Source organism: Bacillus sp. V26, assembly GCF_034296245.1.
GTDB lineage: Bacteria > Bacillota > Bacilli > Bacillales > Bacillaceae > Bacillus > Bacillus halotolerans.
The window spans coordinates 142,941-158,021 of sequence record NZ_JAXKQF010000008.1; the positions used below are offsets into that span (position 1 = coordinate 142,941).

The following is a 15,081-nucleotide window of genomic DNA, read 5'->3' on the forward strand; positions in this document are numbered from 1 at the left end:
TCACCTTGTATTCTCTTACTTATCTTTGATCTTAATGTTATATTGTAAAGCGTCGAAAACATTTTTGGCGATTTCAGTATTATCGATTTGGCCGTAAAACTTCTCACTGGACGGTCCGTACGCATAGACAGGAACATCCTCGCCGGTATGTCCGCCTGTTGTCCATCCTGTGTGAGAGCGTTTATTGAAAATCTCCTCAATCGCATTATCGATATCAAGGACTTCCTTCGTTTTTGCCGCTTTTTCAACAGATTGAATTTCAGATGCAGTTAAAGCTAATTTCTTTTGATCAATATACGTTTTTAATGTTTTTTCAACATCTGCGCCGCCGGCGATTTTTTCTGCCATAAAGTCAGGCGTGCGTTTTGCCGCTTTAATTGGCTCACTGAACCAGTTGTAAATGCCGTCCGCACCGATGGAGTACCCGCCGGTTGAGTGGTCAGCCGTTGCGACAACCAATGTATGCTTGTCTTTTTTGGCGAAATCAATCGCTGCCTTGTAGGCTTGTTCAAAGTCTTCCATCTCACTCATGGCGCCGACAATATCATTGTCATGCCCTGCCCAGTCAATCTGGCTTCCTTCAACCATGAGGAAGAAACCGTCTTTGTCCTTGCTTAATTTTTTGAGAGCTGTGTTTGTCATGTCTTTTAATGAAGGAATATCCTTCGTGCGGTCGATCTTTTTAGGCAGGCCGCCGTCAGCGAATAGGCCAAGAACTTGGCTGTCCTTGTTTTTCAGCATGTCTTTGCGGTTATCCACATAGCTGTATCCCGCTTTTTTGAATTCCTTTACCAAATTACGGTCCTTGCGGTCAAAATTGCTTTTTCCTCCGCCTAGAAGGACATCGATTTTGTGCTTGCCGTTCACCATTTCATCAAAATAGTCGTCTGCAATAGAATTCATGTTTTTCCGGCTGTGATCATGTGAGCCGAAAGAAGCCGGAGTGGCGTGAGTAATCTCTGAAGTGGCGACAAGGCCGGTCGATTTTCCTTTTTCTTTTGCCGCTTCAAGAACTGTTTTGACCTCTGAACCGTCATTATCCACTGCAATTGCATTATTATATGTTTTAACCCCAGCTGACATAGCGGTTGCGGCAGAAGCAGAATCCGTTACATTTTGTTCAGGGTCTTCAGGGTAAGTCGTCTGCTGGCCGACAAGGTACTGGTCAAAAGCTGTAGGCTCAACAACCTTTGTTTTTTTATTATCCTTTAAGTAACGATGAGCGGACGTATAAGACACACCCATCCCATCACCGATCAGGACGATGACATTCTTAATTTCGTTTTGATTCCCCTTTTTCTTTTCCTGGGCGCTGGCTTCAGGTACGCTGCCGCTGACTAGGCTGCTGAGCGCAATAGATGATAACACCGCAATAGGCAGCAGCTTCTTCGGGAATTTTTTCAACTGAATAACCTCCTAAAAATATGATCCTCAATGACAAACCCATTATATTTTTAAAGTGTTAAGCTAGTATTAATCGATTTTAAAGATTGAGTTTACAAGATGATTAACTATGATGAAAAAGGGAACTGTAAGAAGTTGATTATTGTTTATCAATTGGAAAGCAAAAAGGAATTTCAGACAGGTTCTTTCTATCTTTCTTCTTCCCTTGATTTTGAGTGAGCTGTTTTTAATTCAGAGAGGATTAATCAGATGTTTTCGATTAGCGCGGTTTCGCAAAAGTATGGAATGATTCGTATACATTAAGATATTACGAGAAAATCGTTTTTATACGGAAGGAGTCTTTTCTGCAGAAAAATAAAACTGGATACCTATTATTGGTATTTGAAAGAGGAGGGGAGACAGCCAATGAGACGTTTGAAAGTGTACTCGGTGCAACTGTCTTCACCGATTTTCACAGGTACTGTCTTTGCCCTAAATATATTGTTGGCTATTTCTATCCAGCAACCATTATGGCTCGGTCTGGACTCCGGATTGTGAATCTTTAATGATGAAATAAAGTTTTTTCATCAAGCGAAAAAACGGTATCAAAATGTTGCTTACCCTGCTTCCGTCACGAAAACTGCCGCCGGAATAATTACTTATCGGTGTTTCTGTATTAGAATGGAGCAGCACCTCATCATCTTTTTTCACAATGAGCGATTCCAAATATGTGTTGTCTGCTTTAGCTTGATCACTAATCCAATAAAGATTGCCGCTGTATTCATTTGGTGCATCTTCGTTCTTAGTAAAAACAGCCTCCCAATGTTTGTCCTTGCTTTCTCCTATGTAATTTGGGGATTCCAATCTGGCCTGATGAATGAATTGATAGGCAAAATATATCACGCAAAAGCGCATAATATGGAAGCCGTAAAAATGAGCGGGTATTTATAATGAGGAGACATAAAAAACTCCTATCCTAAATCAAGTTCCTTTGAAAAAAGAATTTCATCCCAAATCAAAATTCCATTTTCAGCTTTTTCGGTAATTTCCGGTTTGGTACGCCTGGCTTTTTCAACTGCGTTTTGAAACAATGCGGTGAATCAATAGCTTCGCTTTTGGTAAAATGCCATCGCGTGTATGTTATCATTTGTTGTGATGAGCTTTATCTGTTTACACAGCCATTGCTTGGCTGTTTCTTCAGCCTTTCTCAGCAATGCTGTGCAATTCCTTTCTTTTCAATCAGACTATCCAATGAAAAAATATTACAGTATTTTCCATCTGTGATGTATGTAATCAACCGATGATGTCCCCATCCTCATCTAAAGCATCATAACCGGCCAATGCATCATATTGAGATGTATCGCTGGACATTTTCATCTAGGCGTACCCCAATGCGCGGCAAAGAAATCAGTCCTATCTGCTTGGCTAACTCTTTACTTTGGGATGATCTTCATCTTGACCTCTTTCTTTTGTTTACTAACAATATATACAAAAAATAGAAAGAAGAAAATAGATTTTGAGGTGACAGTATGGAAATAAACGATGTGCTTTACGGCAGGCATCAAATAGACGGAGTACTGGATGAACTCATAAAAAGCGCACCCGTGCAAAGATTAAAAGGGGTTTATCAAGGCGGCGCCAGCTTTTTAGTCAATCCAAAGTGGAATGTGACCCGGTATGAGCACTCCATTGGCGTTATGCTTCTAATCAAAAGGCTGGGGGGAACCATAGAAGAGCAGATCGCGGGTCTTCTCCACGATGTGTCGCACACAGCATTTTCTCATGTAATCGATTTTGTATTTGAAAATGAAGCGGAAGATTATCATGAAAACATTTTTCAACAAGTCATTGACCAATCCGAGATCCCTGGAATTCTAAAAAAACACGGTTATGATGCCGACGCTCTTTTATTAAATGATACAAGATGGACACTGCTCGAACAGCCCGCACCGGAGCTGTGTGCTGATCGCATAGACTACACGCTGCGTGACATGTATCAATATGGACAGATCACGCTCCGCGAAGCGGAAATCTTTTTAGATCGCCTCATTGTGAGAAACGGAAGGGTGTTTCCAGATGGTATCGGAACAGCCGAATGGTTCGTGCGAGTGTATTACAAGGAAGTAATCAATTTCTTTATGAACCCAGTGAATGTATATGGGTATGAATACTTAGCGCGAACGCTGAAGGCTGCGCTGCAGCACAATGTCATCGCCGCCGAAGATTTGCTGAAAACAGACCAAGAGGTGTTAGACATCCTGCATTCATCAGAAAATGAAGAAGTACTGAGACTGCTTGAAAAAATACATCCTCACATACAAGTAAAAGAGGATGACATCTATTACGATTTTCATCGAAAAAAGAAAATGCGTCTCATCGACCCTTCTGTTTTTCATCATAATGAATGGATCACATCCTCATCAGTATCTCAAAACATCAGAAAAATGGGAGAGGCCGCTTATCAGAAAGCAAAAAAAGGCGTGTATGTCAAAGTAATCGAAAACTAACCGAAGCCGCGCAACCGCGGCTTTTATCCACCGCGTTTTATTCTGCGGATCACGGGGAATAGGACAAACAGCAGCATATTTTATGAGAATATCAGCGCATTTACATACCGTCCGGGGGTATAGTATTATTGAAAAGATCATGTTTAACAGGCAGATGTGAAGGCCATTCTGTTTCTGCGGATTAAATTCACACCAAAAAATGAAGCAAAGGAGAATGAACATGAAGATTTCGAAAAAGGCACTTGGAATTTTATTGATGTCACTTATTTTTGTTTTATCAGCATGCGGAAATAGCGACAGCAAAAAAGAAAGCACTCATGAAAGTCATTCGGACTCCGGCTCACACGAAGAAATGGATCATTCCGGATCTGCTGAAGTTCCAGAGGGATTAACGGAATCGAAACATCCTAAATATAAAATAGGCAGCCAGGTCATCATCAATGCTTCTCATATGAAAGGTATGAAAGGCGCCGAAGCAACAGTTACAGGCGCATACGATACAACGGCATATGTTGTTTCTTATACACCGACAACCGGAGGACAGCGAGTTGATCATCACAAATGGGTGATCCAAGAAGAGATAAAAGATGCAGGAGATAAACCCCTCAACCCCGGAGATCAGGTGATCTTAGAGGCCTCTCACATGAAAGGCATGAAGGGAGCAACTGCTGAAATCGACTCTGCAGAAAAAACAACGGTATACATGGTGGACTATACATCGACAACAAGCGGAGAAAAAGTAAAAAATCATAAGTGGGTAACTGAAGACGAGCTTTCAGCTAAATAAAGAAAAAATCCTCCCTTTACAAGGAGGATTTTTTTACGGTATGAACAGGTCTTGTTAAAGAAAATAAAGCAAACAGAACGGCGATCACAACAATCGATCCTCCGCACCAAGCTGTTGACACAACAGTCCCCGTCTGATCCAATACAACACCGCCAATGGCTGAACCAAGGGCAATCCCGATTTGCAGCGCAGACGTATTAAAGCTTTGCTGAATGTCAGACGTGTCCGGTGCAATCTCAATTAAATAGCTTTGCTGTGCGGGAGCCAGACTCCAGCTCAGCAATCCCCAAATGACCATAACAGGCAAAAAGAAAATCATAGACGACGTTGACAGCGGCAATAAGAACATAATGATGGCAAAGGAACCGGTCACCAGCAAGATGCTCTTAAAGGAACCGAGCCGGTCAGAAAGCGCTCCTCCAAAAGGACCTCCGCACACGGCAGATATTCCGAAAAGGAAATAGCAAATGCTGACCCAGAAAGAGCTTAGATGGAGAGTCGTCTCTAAAAACGGGGCAAAATAAGCATATAAAGTGTAGTGCCCCGCTAATGTAAACATCGTCACAAGATGCGAGCTGGCGATTTTTGCATTGGCAATTGTCTTGATTTGATCCCGGAATGGAATCATTTTCTCCGTCGGTATCTTCTCAAAAAAGATCGAAATAATCAGCATAGAGACAAGCGCCAGAAGCCCGATGCCAAGGAACAAAATGCGCCATCCGAAGGAATTGCTGATCAATATTCCAAGCGGCACACCTAATGCGATGGCAGAACTGAATCCCATAAAAATGATGCCGATTGCACGGGCCCTGTATTCAGGCGCCACAATTTTCGGCGCAATTGTCAAGGAAAGCACAACAATCAGCCCCGTGCTCATCGCCGCCAATACCCTTGATACCATCAGCATCGCAAAGTTAGGGCTGAAATAGGCGACAAGGTTACTTAAAAAGAAAACAAATAACGCAATTAAATATAAACGCTTCCGTTCAACCTTCGCGGTCATTGCCAAAAGCAGCGGCCCTGAAACAGCATATCCCAGCGCAAACACACTGATCAGCTGTCCGGCCGAAACAATGGAAATGTGTAAATCATTTGCGATTTGAGGAAGAATCCCACCCACAATTAACTCAACCAATCCGACTGCAATCGTAGAAGCTGCAAGCAGAAAAACTTTAAAATTCATAACAAACTCCTTTACATGAATTTTTTGACAAATAAAAAAATCCTGATTACAAAAAAAGTGATACACAATTTTTGTAATCAGGATTTTACGGTTCCTGGTAGACACCCTCAATCCATATTATTGAGGTTATACAAGTAAAAATAGCTATTTAATTGATTTAGTTTCCGAGGATGAGTTTAACATATTGTGAGCGAATCTTCCATAGAAAAATTTGATAAATAGTTGAACTGAAAAAATATGAATATATTTATTTTTATAAAAGTATAGACAATTAAAATTAAATGACTATAATAAATTTTGTAAGCGTTTTAAATAAAAGAGGGGGGTCATCCATTGAAGAAAATTTTACTGGCGTGCAGTTCGGGAATGTCCACCAGTTTGTTGGTGACAAAAATGAAAGAATACGCGCAATCCATCGGAGAGGAAGCGGAGATCTGGGCAGTCGGCCAGGATAAAGCGAAAGAAGATATGCAAAAGGCAGATGCGGTTTTAATCGGCCCGCAAATGAGCTTTCTGAAAAGCGAACTGCAAAAAGAAGCCGCCCAATACAACATTCGGGTTGAGGTCATTGACATGATGGCTTACGGAATGGCTGATGGCAAAAAAGCTTATGAACAGGCTTTGTCATTAATGGGGCAACAATGATGGAGCAGATAAAAATCACCGATTTAACAGACGAACAAATCTGCTTTCAGCTTATTCTCCACAGCGGCAATGCCCGCAGCTGCATCATTCAATCACTGCGCGCCTACAAGGAAGGAAACAGGGGGGAGGCAGATGCCCTTATTGCCCAGGCTGAGGATGCTCTATCTGCAGCCCATGACATTCACTTTCAAATGATACAGAAAGAATCAAGCGGCGAGGCAGCCAATCTCTCATTGCTGCTTATGCACGCGGAAGATCATCTGATGTCAACATTGACCATGAAAGAATTGGTAAAAGAGCTGCTTGGCATCTTTAAAACAAAGAATATATAAAAATCGGGGTGGATAGGGTGTTCGAGAAAATCAGCCAGTTCCTTGTTCCAATTGCAGGGAGGTTAAATAATAACCGTTATTTGCAGGTGTTGCGCGATGCGTTTATGCTGGCCTTCCCGCTTACGATATTCGGATCCATTTTTGTGGTGTTAACGAACCTGCCGTTTTTAAATAAAATCATGAATGCTTCAATGCTCACATCGTTTCAGTCCAATTTTGGCATTGCGTCTACGGCGACCATGGGGATTATGTCTGTCTTCGTCGTGTTTGGTATAGGCTATTATCTCTCAAAAAGCTATCAGGTCGAAGCTGTGTTTGGCGGTGCGATCGCTTTGGTTTCCTTTTTGCTGCTGACGCCTTTTATCGTTCAGCCGGAAACAGGAGATGCCATAACCGGAGTCATTCCGGTAGACCGCCTCGGTGCCAAAGGAATGTTTCTGGGTATGATCACGGCATTTCTTTCTGGTGAAATCTACAGAAGAATCGTTCAAAAAAACCTGACGATCAAAATGCCTGCCGGGGTTCCGCCGGCTGTAGCAAAATCATTTGCCGCACTTATTCCGGCTTTTATCACATTGACTGTGTTTTTGCTGATTAACGTTCTGGTCACCCAGCTTTTCAAAACCAACATGCATGATGTCATTTATCATGCGATTCAGGCTCCGCTTGTCGGACTTGGAAGCGGTATCATTCCGACGCTGATTGCTGTATTTTTTATTCAAATTCTTTGGTTTTTCGGATTGCATGGGCAAATCATTATCAACTCTGTGATGGACCCGATTTGGAATACACTGCAGGTGGAAAACCTGGCAGCCTACACAGCGGGAAAAGAAGTGCCGCACATCATCTCAAAACCGTTTATGGAGATTTATACAGTGGGAATGGGCGGAACCGGGATGACGCTGGCGATTGTATTTACGATTCTTATATTCATGAAAAGCAGGCAGATGAAGCAAGTATCAAAACTCGGCCTTGCTCCAGGGATTTTTAACGTAAACGAACCGATTATCTTCGGACTGCCAATTGTGATGAATCCGATCATCCTTGTGCCTTGGGTTTTGGCGCCGATGGTTGTTACACTCGTCACCTATCTGGCTATGTCCGCCGGACTTGTTCCGCCTCCAACAGGTGTCACGGTCCCATGGACGGTCCCGCTATTTATTAATGGCATCATGGCGACAAACTCAATCATGGGCGGCGTAATGCAGCTTGTCAATCTGATGATTGTCTTTGTGATATGGTTCCCGTTCCTGAAAGCAATGGATAAATTACATTTGGCAAAAGAAAAGGAACAGGCTGTTCAGGAAACAGCACAGCAAAATGACAACAGCATCAAAATGTGACAGAAGGAGAGAGAGAGAACTTGACTCAAACAGAACAGTATCGTTTTCCGAAAGATTTTTGGTGGGGATCATCCGCTTCAGCGACACAAACGGAGGGTGCCTCCGATCGAGACGGAAAAGGGAAGAATATTTGGGATTACTGGTTTGAAAAAGAGCCTCATCGCTTTTTTGATCATGTAGGACCTGCATCCACATCGCAATTTTACGATAACTATAAAGACGATATCAGGCTGATGAAGGAGCTTGGCCACAACTCGTTCCGTATGTCGATTTCATGGTCGCGGTTAATACCGGGCGGAACAGGCGAGATCAACCCTAAAGCCGCGGACTTTTATAACAGCGTCATTGATGAGTTCACGGCTAACGGAATAAAACCTTTTGTCAATTTGTTTCATTTCGATATGCCGATGGAACTTCAAAACATCGGCGGCTGGGCAAACAGAGAAACGGTGGACGCTTATGAAAACTATGCAAGAACGTGCTTCCGTTTGTTTGGTGATCGGGTGAAAAAATGGTTCACGCATAACGAGCCGATCGTGCCGGTAGAAGGCGGATATTTATATGATTTTCATTATCCGAACAAGGTAGATTTTAAAGAAGCCGTTCAAGTCGGGTTTCACACGTTGTTATCAAGCGCCCGCGCCATTCAGGCTTACAGAGAGATGAAGCAGGATGGAAAAATCGGCATCATCTTAAATTTGACACCATCCTATCCGAGAAGCAGCCATCCGGCGGATGTAAAAGCGGGAGAAATAGCAGATGCGTTCTTTAACCGATCTTTTTTAGACCCTTCTGTAAAAGGCGAGTTTCCAAAGGAACTCATACAAATTTTAAAAACTGAAGGCTTTATGCCTGAATACGAGAAAGAGGATCTCGAGATCATTAAACAGCATACGGTTGACTTATTAGGTGTCAATTATTATCAGCCTCGACGTGTAAAAGCAAAAGAGCACCTGCCGAATCCGGATGCACCGTTTTTGCCTGACAGGTATTTCGATCCTTACGTCATGCCGGGCCGCAAAATGAATCCTCATCGGGGCTGGGAGATTTACGAAAAAGGCGTTTATGATATCCTGATCAATCTAAAAGAAAATTACGGCAATATCGAGTGCTTTATTTCTGAAAACGGCATGGGGGTTGAAGGGGAAGAGCGTTTCAGAGACGAGCAGGGGATGATTCAAGATGACTACCGAATTGAATTTATCAAAGAGCACTTAAAATGGATTCACCGCGCTATACAGGAAGGCTCAAACGCAAAAGGCTATCACTTATGGACGTTTATGGACAATTGGTCATGGACAAACGCTTATAAAAACCGATACGGATTTGTTTCAGTCAATCTGGAGAAAAACGGAGAAAGAACTGTCAAAAAGAGCGGAAAGTGGTTCAAAGAGGTTGCTGAGAAAAATGGTTTTTAGGTTGCTATAGCAAAAAGGTCTTCCGGCGGTCAAGATTCCTAACAGAGACAACAAATAGCCATAACATTGATGAAACAGGAAAAAGAACTTATGATATCCGTAAAGAAGCTTATTCGATATCAAAATTTTTACAGCTGCCGGAGGATACCAATGAATAAATACGAAATCATTGCAAATGAAATGAGAAAACGAATCAAAAATAACGTATATCCCATCGATCAGCCGATTCCCGATGAAGTATCTCTTGCAAAAGAGTTCAATTCAAGCCGCATGACGATGAAAAGAGCTCTTGATAATTTAGTTGCTGAAGGACTGTTATTCAGAAAACGCGGTCACGGAACCTTTATCATTCAATCTGCGATACAGGATGATCATGTCCATGTCGTCAGCAATGAAATCCTCGGTCTGACCAATTTGTTAAAAGACAAAAAAATCAAAAGCAAGGTCATTCAGTTCGAGGTGCAATTTCCCACTGAGGAAGTGGCTGCCCATTTATCAATTGATCAGAAAACGCCGGTTTATTATGTTGTACGGCTGCGGGTTGTGGAAGGCGAGCCATATGTATTGGAAAAAACATATATGCCGACACACTTAATCCCCGGCATTAATGATGAGGTGCTGCACCACTCTATTTATGATCACATCACAAACGGGCTTCAGCTAAAAATTGCCGGAACGCACCGGAAAATCAGAGCCTGTAAATCTGATGAGATGGATCAGCAGCATCTGGGCTGTAAACAGGATGATCCCATTCTTGAAGTTGAGCACGTGGGCTTCTTAGATAACGGAATTCCATTTGAATATTCCTTTTCACGTCATCGGCATGACAAATTTGTCGTCACTTCGGTAAATGTAAGGCGCTGATCGCGGAGATAACAAGGAGGCCATCTGCATGCTTGGCGGTATTGAAGCAGGCGGCACAAAATTTGTATGTGCCGTCGGAACAGAAGATGGAACGATCATTGACAGAATAGAAATACCAACAGCGATGCCGGATGAAACGATAGAGAAAGTCATTCAATATTTTCACCAATTCTCGCTACAGGCAATCGGCATCGGCTCCTTTGGTCCCGTTGATACAGATGTAAACAGTAAAACATATGGAACCATTACTGCCACGCCTAAACCAGGCTGGAGGCACTATCCACTTTTGAAAACGATAAAAGAAGAAATGAATATTCCTGCTGGATTCAGTACGGATGTGAACGCTGCGGCGCTCGGTGAATCTCTTTTCGGCGCAGCTAAAGACTTCGACAGCTGCTTATATATCACGGTCGGCACTGGCATTGGTGCAGGCGCGATTATAGAAGGGCGGCTTCTGCAAGGATTGTCACATCCTGAAATGGGCCATATCTATATTCGCCGCCATCCGGATGACACGTATCAAGGAAAGTGCCCTTATCATAAGGATTGCTTCGAGGGTCTGGCTTCCGGTCCTGCTATAGAGTCACGATGGGGAAAAAAGGCCGCAGATTTATCACATGTTAATGAGGTCTGGGAACTTGAAGGATATTACATTGCGCAGGCGCTGGCACAATATATCCTCATCTTGGCACCAAAAAAAATTATTCTTGGCGGCGGCGTCATGAATCAGAGTCAGCTGTTCCCTTATATCTATCAATATGTACCTAAAATAATGAACAGCTACTTTAATTTTTCTGAATTATCAGAAAGTGTAAACGAGTATATTGTAGCTCCCCATTTAGGCAGAAATGCCGGAATCATCGGAACATTTGTTTTAGCCGATCAGGCATTAAAAGCAGAAGAAGCATCCGGAGAGGTTCCATCATGAAGCATCCTTTATTTTTAGAGCCGATTTTTAAAGAAAGGATATGGGGCGGCACAGCGCTTCGTGATAGATTCGGCTACAGCATCCCTTCAGAAAAAACTGGCGAATGCTGGGCTGTCTCGGCCCATGCCAATGGATCATCGACTGTTCAAAATGGCCGGTTGGCAGGAAAAACACTGGATCAAGTGTGGCAAGAATGCCCGGAGTTTTTCGGCTTTCCGCAAAGAAGCGTGTTTCCGTTACTGGTGAAAGTACTTGATGCCAACATGGACCTCTCCGTACAAGTGCATCCTGATGATCATTATGCCATGGTGCACGAAAGCGGAGACCTCGGAAAAACAGAGTGCTGGTATATTATTGATTGCAAAGAAGGCGCAGAACTGATTTTGGGACATCACGCAAGCACGAAGGAAGAATTCAAACAGCTTATAGAAAGCGGTGATTGGAACGGACTGCTTAGGCGCATCAACATAAAGCCAGGAGATTTCTTTTATGTTCCAAGCGGCACGCTGCATGCATTGTGTGAGGGCACCCTCGTCCTTGAAATTCAGCAAAATTCTGATACCACATATCGAGTATACGATTATGAGCGTTGTAATGACCATGGCCAAAAAAGGGATCTCCATATAGAAAAAGCGATGGAAGTCGTAAACATACCGCATGCGGATTCTGAACCAATACCGGCGGTGAAAGAAATGAAGGATGCCGTGATTACGTCTTATGTTCAGTCAGATTATTTCTCAGTTTACAAATGGAATGTCAGCGGCAAGCCGGTTTTTCCTTCTCCTCAAACCTATTTGCTATGCAGTGTTGTCGAAGGCTCAGGGATAATAGAAAACAACGGTGTGCAGTATGAATGCAATAAAGGCTCACACTTTATTTTGCCTGCCCATTTTGGCGAGTTTTCAATAGAAGGAACTTGCGAGCTGATCATATCTCATCCTTAATAAGAACGGAGGAATTTCTGTGTTAAAGAAACCTAGCATCTGTTTGTTCATCTTATTTTTATTTGCGTCTGCCGTTTTGGCTGAGCCGATTCAAGCACATACTGTGTCACCTGTTAATCCTAAGGCACAGCAGACAACAAAAGATGTGATGAATTGGCTTGCCCACCTGCCGAATCGTTCTGAAAACAGAGTGCTTTCCGGTGCGTTTGGCGGTTACAGTCATGACACATTCTCCATGGCCGAAGCAGAAAGAATCCGAAGTTCAGCCGGACAATCACCTGCCATTTACGGCTGTGATTACGCGAGGGGGTGGCTTGAAACCTCAAGCATTGAAGATTCTATAGACGTAAGCTGCAACAGTGATTTAATTTCGTATTGGAAAAGCGGAGGGATTCCGCAGATCAGTCTGCATCTAGCGAATCCTGCTTATCAGTCAGGACACTATAAAACACCGATTACCAACGATCAGTATAAAAAACTGTTAGACTCCTCTACAACAGAGGGGGAGCGGCTGAACGCCATGCTCAGCAAAATCGCTGACGGACTTCAAGAGCTGGAAAACCAAGGCGTGCCCGTTCTGTTCAGACCGCTGCATGAGATGAACGGCGAGTGGTTTTGGTGGGGGCTTACGTCATATAATCAAAAGGATGATGAAAGAATCTACTTATATAAACAGCTCTACATCAAAATCTATCATTATATGACTGACGAACGAGGATTGGATCATTTATTGTGGGTTTACTCTCCCGACGCTAATCGAGATTTTAAAACAGATTTTTACCCTGGAGCTTCATACGTAGATATAGTTGGGCTAGATGCATACTTTCAAGATCCATATTCGATAAGCGGATATGACCAGCTCACAGCACTTAATAAACCATTTGCCTTCACAGAAGTTGGTCCGCAAACAGCAAACGGCAGCTTTGATTACAGCCTGTTTATGAGTGCGATAAAACAAAAATATCCTAAAACCACTTATTTTCTGGCCTGGAATGATGAATGGAGCCCGGCTGTGAACAAAGGCGCTTCATCTCTCTACAATGATAGCTGGACATTAAATAAGGGAGAAGTATGGAACGGTGATACATTAACACCTATAGTTGAATAAAAAACGTTTTACATTAAGAAAAGGTTCTCAAGGATTTCCTTGAGAACCTTTTGCTCATCAGGCGTTCATATCCCCTAAGCCGGGACTATGTTCATTCGGCATTTCCGGAAGAACCGGAACAGGAAATCCAGCCGGAGGTTCAGTTACTTGCAGCTCGCCGCCATTCCTGCTTGGAGATTTCCCTTGAAAGATCTCTGCAATTCTTGTTTCATCTAATCTGAAATTAAACTGTACATTATGGTATCCTAATTCAACATACTTTCTGCACTCTGGATATTTATTAATGTCGTAATTCGGAACTGGAAAAAGCTTAGCCCAGTCAACACCCAATGTCTCAAGCGCTTTAGCAAAAGCATTTTGATGAGCATTGTCACGAACAATAAGAAAAGCGAGTGTTTCCCGGAACGTCTGATTAGAGCTCATTTCATAAATTCTTGTTTTTTGGAGAACACCAGTAGACTCAAGCAACAAGTTATCCAACAGGTCAGTGATTAAGTTTCCGTGATTATACACCCACGACGCGTTCCAAGGATTGCCGCCAGCATCAACCGGGAGTGAACTCTGTGCGCCAATAATGTAATGATGAGGGTTAGCGTGTTTAACTGCTTCATCGAGGGGGGCGTGATCTATACCCTGGCTGCCGACTCCAGCACCGCCTGATTCATCCAACAAGGCATTGATTGTATTTTGCACAAGCTCTACATGGGCAATTTCTTCTAAAAAGATGCCGCGCAGCAGATCACGATATTGTTTCTGCTTTCCTCTGAAATTGGAGCTTTGAAAGAAATATTGCATCATTGTACGCATTTCTCCGTAATGTCCGCCTAATATTTCCTGCAGTACTTTAGCTGCGGCCGGATCTGGCTTATCGGGTTTAATGATATTGATTAGTTCTTCTTTGTAGTAAAACATAACACGCCTCTTTTCTTATTTATTTTGTTTTCTATATCATCTGTACAATCAGATAAACTATACGGACTAACCAACAGCTGAAAAGAAAATGAGAAAAATGAAACAAAAATATAGAAAAGTGTTGACCGATAAAAAAACACATGGTATATTATTAAACGTCGCTGATGAACAGCACAGAACAAAATGAAAAACAAAAAAGTTTTTCAAAGGTGTTTACAAACACTCCGAAATGTGTATAATAGATAAAGTCGAATCAAAAAGATTTGAAAAAACATTCAAAAAAACTTCTTGACTTTAACATCAATTAATAGTATGATAGTTAAGTCGCTCGATAAGCGCCCGTAGCTCAATTGGATAGAGCGTTTGACTACGGATCAAAAGGTTAGGGGTTCGACTCCTCTCGGGCGCGCCAATATAATATACACGCGGGTGTAGTTTAGTGGTAAAACCTCAGCCTTCCAAGCTGATGTCGTGAGTTCGATTCTCATCACCCGCTCCATTATTTCTTGAATGATCTTTGAAAACTAAACAAGACAAAACGTACCTGTTAATTCAAGTTTTATTATAAAATCGCACAGCATGTGCGTAGTCAGTCAAACTACTTTATCGGAGAGTTTGATCCTGGCTCAGGACGAACGCTGGCGGCGTGCCTAATACATGCAAGTCGAGCGGACAGATGGGAGCTTGCTCCCTGATGTTAGCGGCGGACGGGTGAGTAACACGTGGG

General features: G+C 42.7%; 13 protein-coding genes, 2 tRNA genes, 1 rRNA gene, 2 pseudogenes and 1 riboswitch. Of the genes and pseudogenes, 13 read left to right on the forward strand and 5 right to left on the reverse strand.

What is annotated here, in order from left to right:
* Positions 1-15: 15 nt before the first annotated feature.
* From phoB to UJ203_RS19440, 3 genes and pseudogenes are all read right to left on the reverse strand, one after another.
* Positions 16-1,404: an alkaline phosphatase PhoB gene (phoB, locus tag UJ203_RS19430; protein WP_322013333.1), complete on the reverse strand. Its 1,389-nt coding sequence runs from the start codon at positions 1,402-1,404 to the stop codon at positions 16-18.
* 603 nt (positions 1,405-2,007) lie between these two features.
* Positions 2,008-2,345 (reverse strand): annotated as a pseudogene (locus UJ203_RS19435) (DUF4944 domain-containing protein); the annotation flags it as partial.
* 9 nt (positions 2,346-2,354) lie between these two features.
* Positions 2,355-2,795, reverse strand: a pseudogene (locus UJ203_RS19440) (GNAT family N-acetyltransferase); the annotation flags it as partial.
* A 117-nt stretch (positions 2,796-2,912) separates the two neighbouring features.
* Here UJ203_RS19440 and UJ203_RS19445 point away from each other — a divergent pair.
* Together UJ203_RS19445 and UJ203_RS19450 are read left to right on the forward strand one after the other, a co-directional pair.
* On the forward strand, positions 2,913-3,890 hold the full coding sequence (locus UJ203_RS19445; RefSeq protein ID WP_322013335.1) for an HD domain-containing protein: 978 nt from the start codon (positions 2,913-2,915) through the stop codon (positions 3,888-3,890).
* Positions 3,891-4,110: 220 nt separating this feature from the next.
* A complete protein-coding gene (locus UJ203_RS19450; RefSeq protein ID WP_105991417.1) occupies positions 4,111-4,677 on the forward strand; it encodes a YdhK family protein in 567 nt (188 codons plus the stop codon).
* Positions 4,678-4,693: 16 nt separating this feature from the next.
* On the opposite strand, the gene pbuE is transcribed toward UJ203_RS19450, so the two are convergent.
* Entirely contained in the window at positions 4,694-5,860 is a 1,167-nt protein-coding gene (gene pbuE, locus UJ203_RS19455) for a purine transporter PbuE (RefSeq protein ID WP_105955092.1), read from the reverse strand.
* Between the two features lie 54 nt (positions 5,861-5,914).
* A riboswitch (purine riboswitch) is annotated at positions 5,915-6,014 on the reverse strand.
* A 179-nt stretch (positions 6,015-6,193) separates the two neighbouring features.
* On the opposite strand from pbuE, the gene UJ203_RS19460 reads away from it, so the two are divergent.
* From UJ203_RS19460 to UJ203_RS19495, 8 genes are all read left to right on the forward strand, one after another.
* Complete coding sequence (locus UJ203_RS19460) at positions 6,194-6,505, forward strand: PTS sugar transporter subunit IIB (protein ID WP_322013338.1); 312 nt, start codon at positions 6,194-6,196, stop codon at positions 6,503-6,505.
* Positions 6,505-6,837, forward strand: coding sequence for a PTS lactose/cellobiose transporter subunit IIA (locus UJ203_RS19465; RefSeq protein ID WP_322013340.1), 333 nt, complete (start codon positions 6,505-6,507; stop codon positions 6,835-6,837). The genes UJ203_RS19460 and UJ203_RS19465 overlap by 1 nt, the downstream gene beginning before the upstream one ends.
* A gap of 17 nt (positions 6,838-6,854) precedes the next feature.
* A complete protein-coding gene (gene celB, locus UJ203_RS19470) occupies positions 6,855-8,180 on the forward strand; it encodes a PTS cellobiose transporter subunit IIC (protein WP_202853879.1) in 1,326 nt (441 codons plus the stop codon).
* A gap of 20 nt (positions 8,181-8,200) precedes the next feature.
* Positions 8,201-9,598: a glycoside hydrolase family 1 protein gene (locus tag UJ203_RS19475; RefSeq protein WP_322013343.1), complete on the forward strand. Its 1,398-nt coding sequence runs from the start codon at positions 8,201-8,203 to the stop codon at positions 9,596-9,598.
* Between the two features lie 150 nt (positions 9,599-9,748).
* The gene (gene gmuR, locus UJ203_RS19480) at positions 9,749-10,462 is read left to right on the forward strand and encodes a transcriptional regulator GmuR (protein ID WP_322013345.1); all 714 of its coding nucleotides are present in this window, start codon (positions 9,749-9,751) and stop codon (positions 10,460-10,462) included.
* 28 nt (positions 10,463-10,490) lie between these two features.
* Positions 10,491-11,390 carry an ROK family protein gene (locus tag UJ203_RS19485; RefSeq protein WP_322013347.1) on the forward strand — a complete coding sequence of 300 codons (900 nt, stop codon included), beginning with the start codon at positions 10,491-10,493 and terminating at the stop codon, positions 11,388-11,390.
* A complete protein-coding gene (gene manA / locus UJ203_RS19490; protein ID WP_322013349.1) occupies positions 11,387-12,334 on the forward strand; it encodes a mannose-6-phosphate isomerase, class I in 948 nt (315 codons plus the stop codon). Before UJ203_RS19485 ends, manA begins: the two co-directional genes overlap by 4 nt.
* A 19-nt stretch (positions 12,335-12,353) precedes the next feature.
* Positions 12,354-13,442: a glycoside hydrolase family 26 protein gene (locus UJ203_RS19495; RefSeq protein WP_322013350.1), complete on the forward strand. Its 1,089-nt coding sequence runs from the start codon at positions 12,354-12,356 to the stop codon at positions 13,440-13,442.
* 57 nt (positions 13,443-13,499) lie between these two features.
* Here the strand turns inward: UJ203_RS19495 and UJ203_RS19500 are convergent, their stop codons facing one another.
* Positions 13,500-14,354, reverse strand: coding sequence for a manganese catalase family protein (locus tag UJ203_RS19500; protein ID WP_024120402.1), 855 nt, complete (start codon positions 14,352-14,354; stop codon positions 13,500-13,502).
* A 335-nt stretch (positions 14,355-14,689) separates the two neighbouring features.
* On the opposite strand from UJ203_RS19500, the gene UJ203_RS19505 reads away from it, so the two are divergent.
* From UJ203_RS19505 to UJ203_RS19515, 3 genes are all read left to right on the forward strand, one after another.
* Positions 14,690-14,766, forward strand: a tRNA-Arg gene (locus UJ203_RS19505).
* A 13-nt stretch (positions 14,767-14,779) separates the two neighbouring features.
* A tRNA-Gly gene (locus UJ203_RS19510) sits at positions 14,780-14,853 on the forward strand.
* A 104-nt stretch (positions 14,854-14,957) separates the two neighbouring features.
* Positions 14,958-15,081 (forward strand): 16S ribosomal RNA (locus UJ203_RS19515); the annotation flags it as partial.

Bases quoted from the DNA above. Each gene is read 5' to 3' on its own strand.
- UJ203_RS19445 (WP_322013335.1), top strand. From the start codon at position 2,913: ATGGAAATAAACGATGTGCTTTACGGCAGGCATCAAATAGACGGAGTA.
- UJ203_RS19450 (WP_105991417.1), top strand. From the start codon at position 4,111: ATGAAGATTTCGAAAAAGGCACTTGGAATTTTATTGATGTCACTTATT.
- pbuE (WP_105955092.1), bottom strand. From the start codon at position 5,860: ATGAATTTTAAAGTTTTTCTGCTTGCAGCTTCTACGATTGCAGTCGGA.
- UJ203_RS19465 (WP_322013340.1), top strand. From the start codon at position 6,505: ATGGAGCAGATAAAAATCACCGATTTAACAGACGAACAAATCTGCTTT.
- gmuR (WP_322013345.1), top strand. From the start codon at position 9,749: ATGAATAAATACGAAATCATTGCAAATGAAATGAGAAAACGAATCAAA.
- UJ203_RS19485 (WP_322013347.1), top strand. From the start codon at position 10,491: ATGCTTGGCGGTATTGAAGCAGGCGGCACAAAATTTGTATGTGCCGTC.
- manA (WP_322013349.1), top strand. From the start codon at position 11,387: ATGAAGCATCCTTTATTTTTAGAGCCGATTTTTAAAGAAAGGATATGG.
- UJ203_RS19500 (WP_024120402.1), bottom strand. From the start codon at position 14,354: ATGTTTTACTACAAAGAAGAACTAATCAATATCATTAAACCCGATAAG.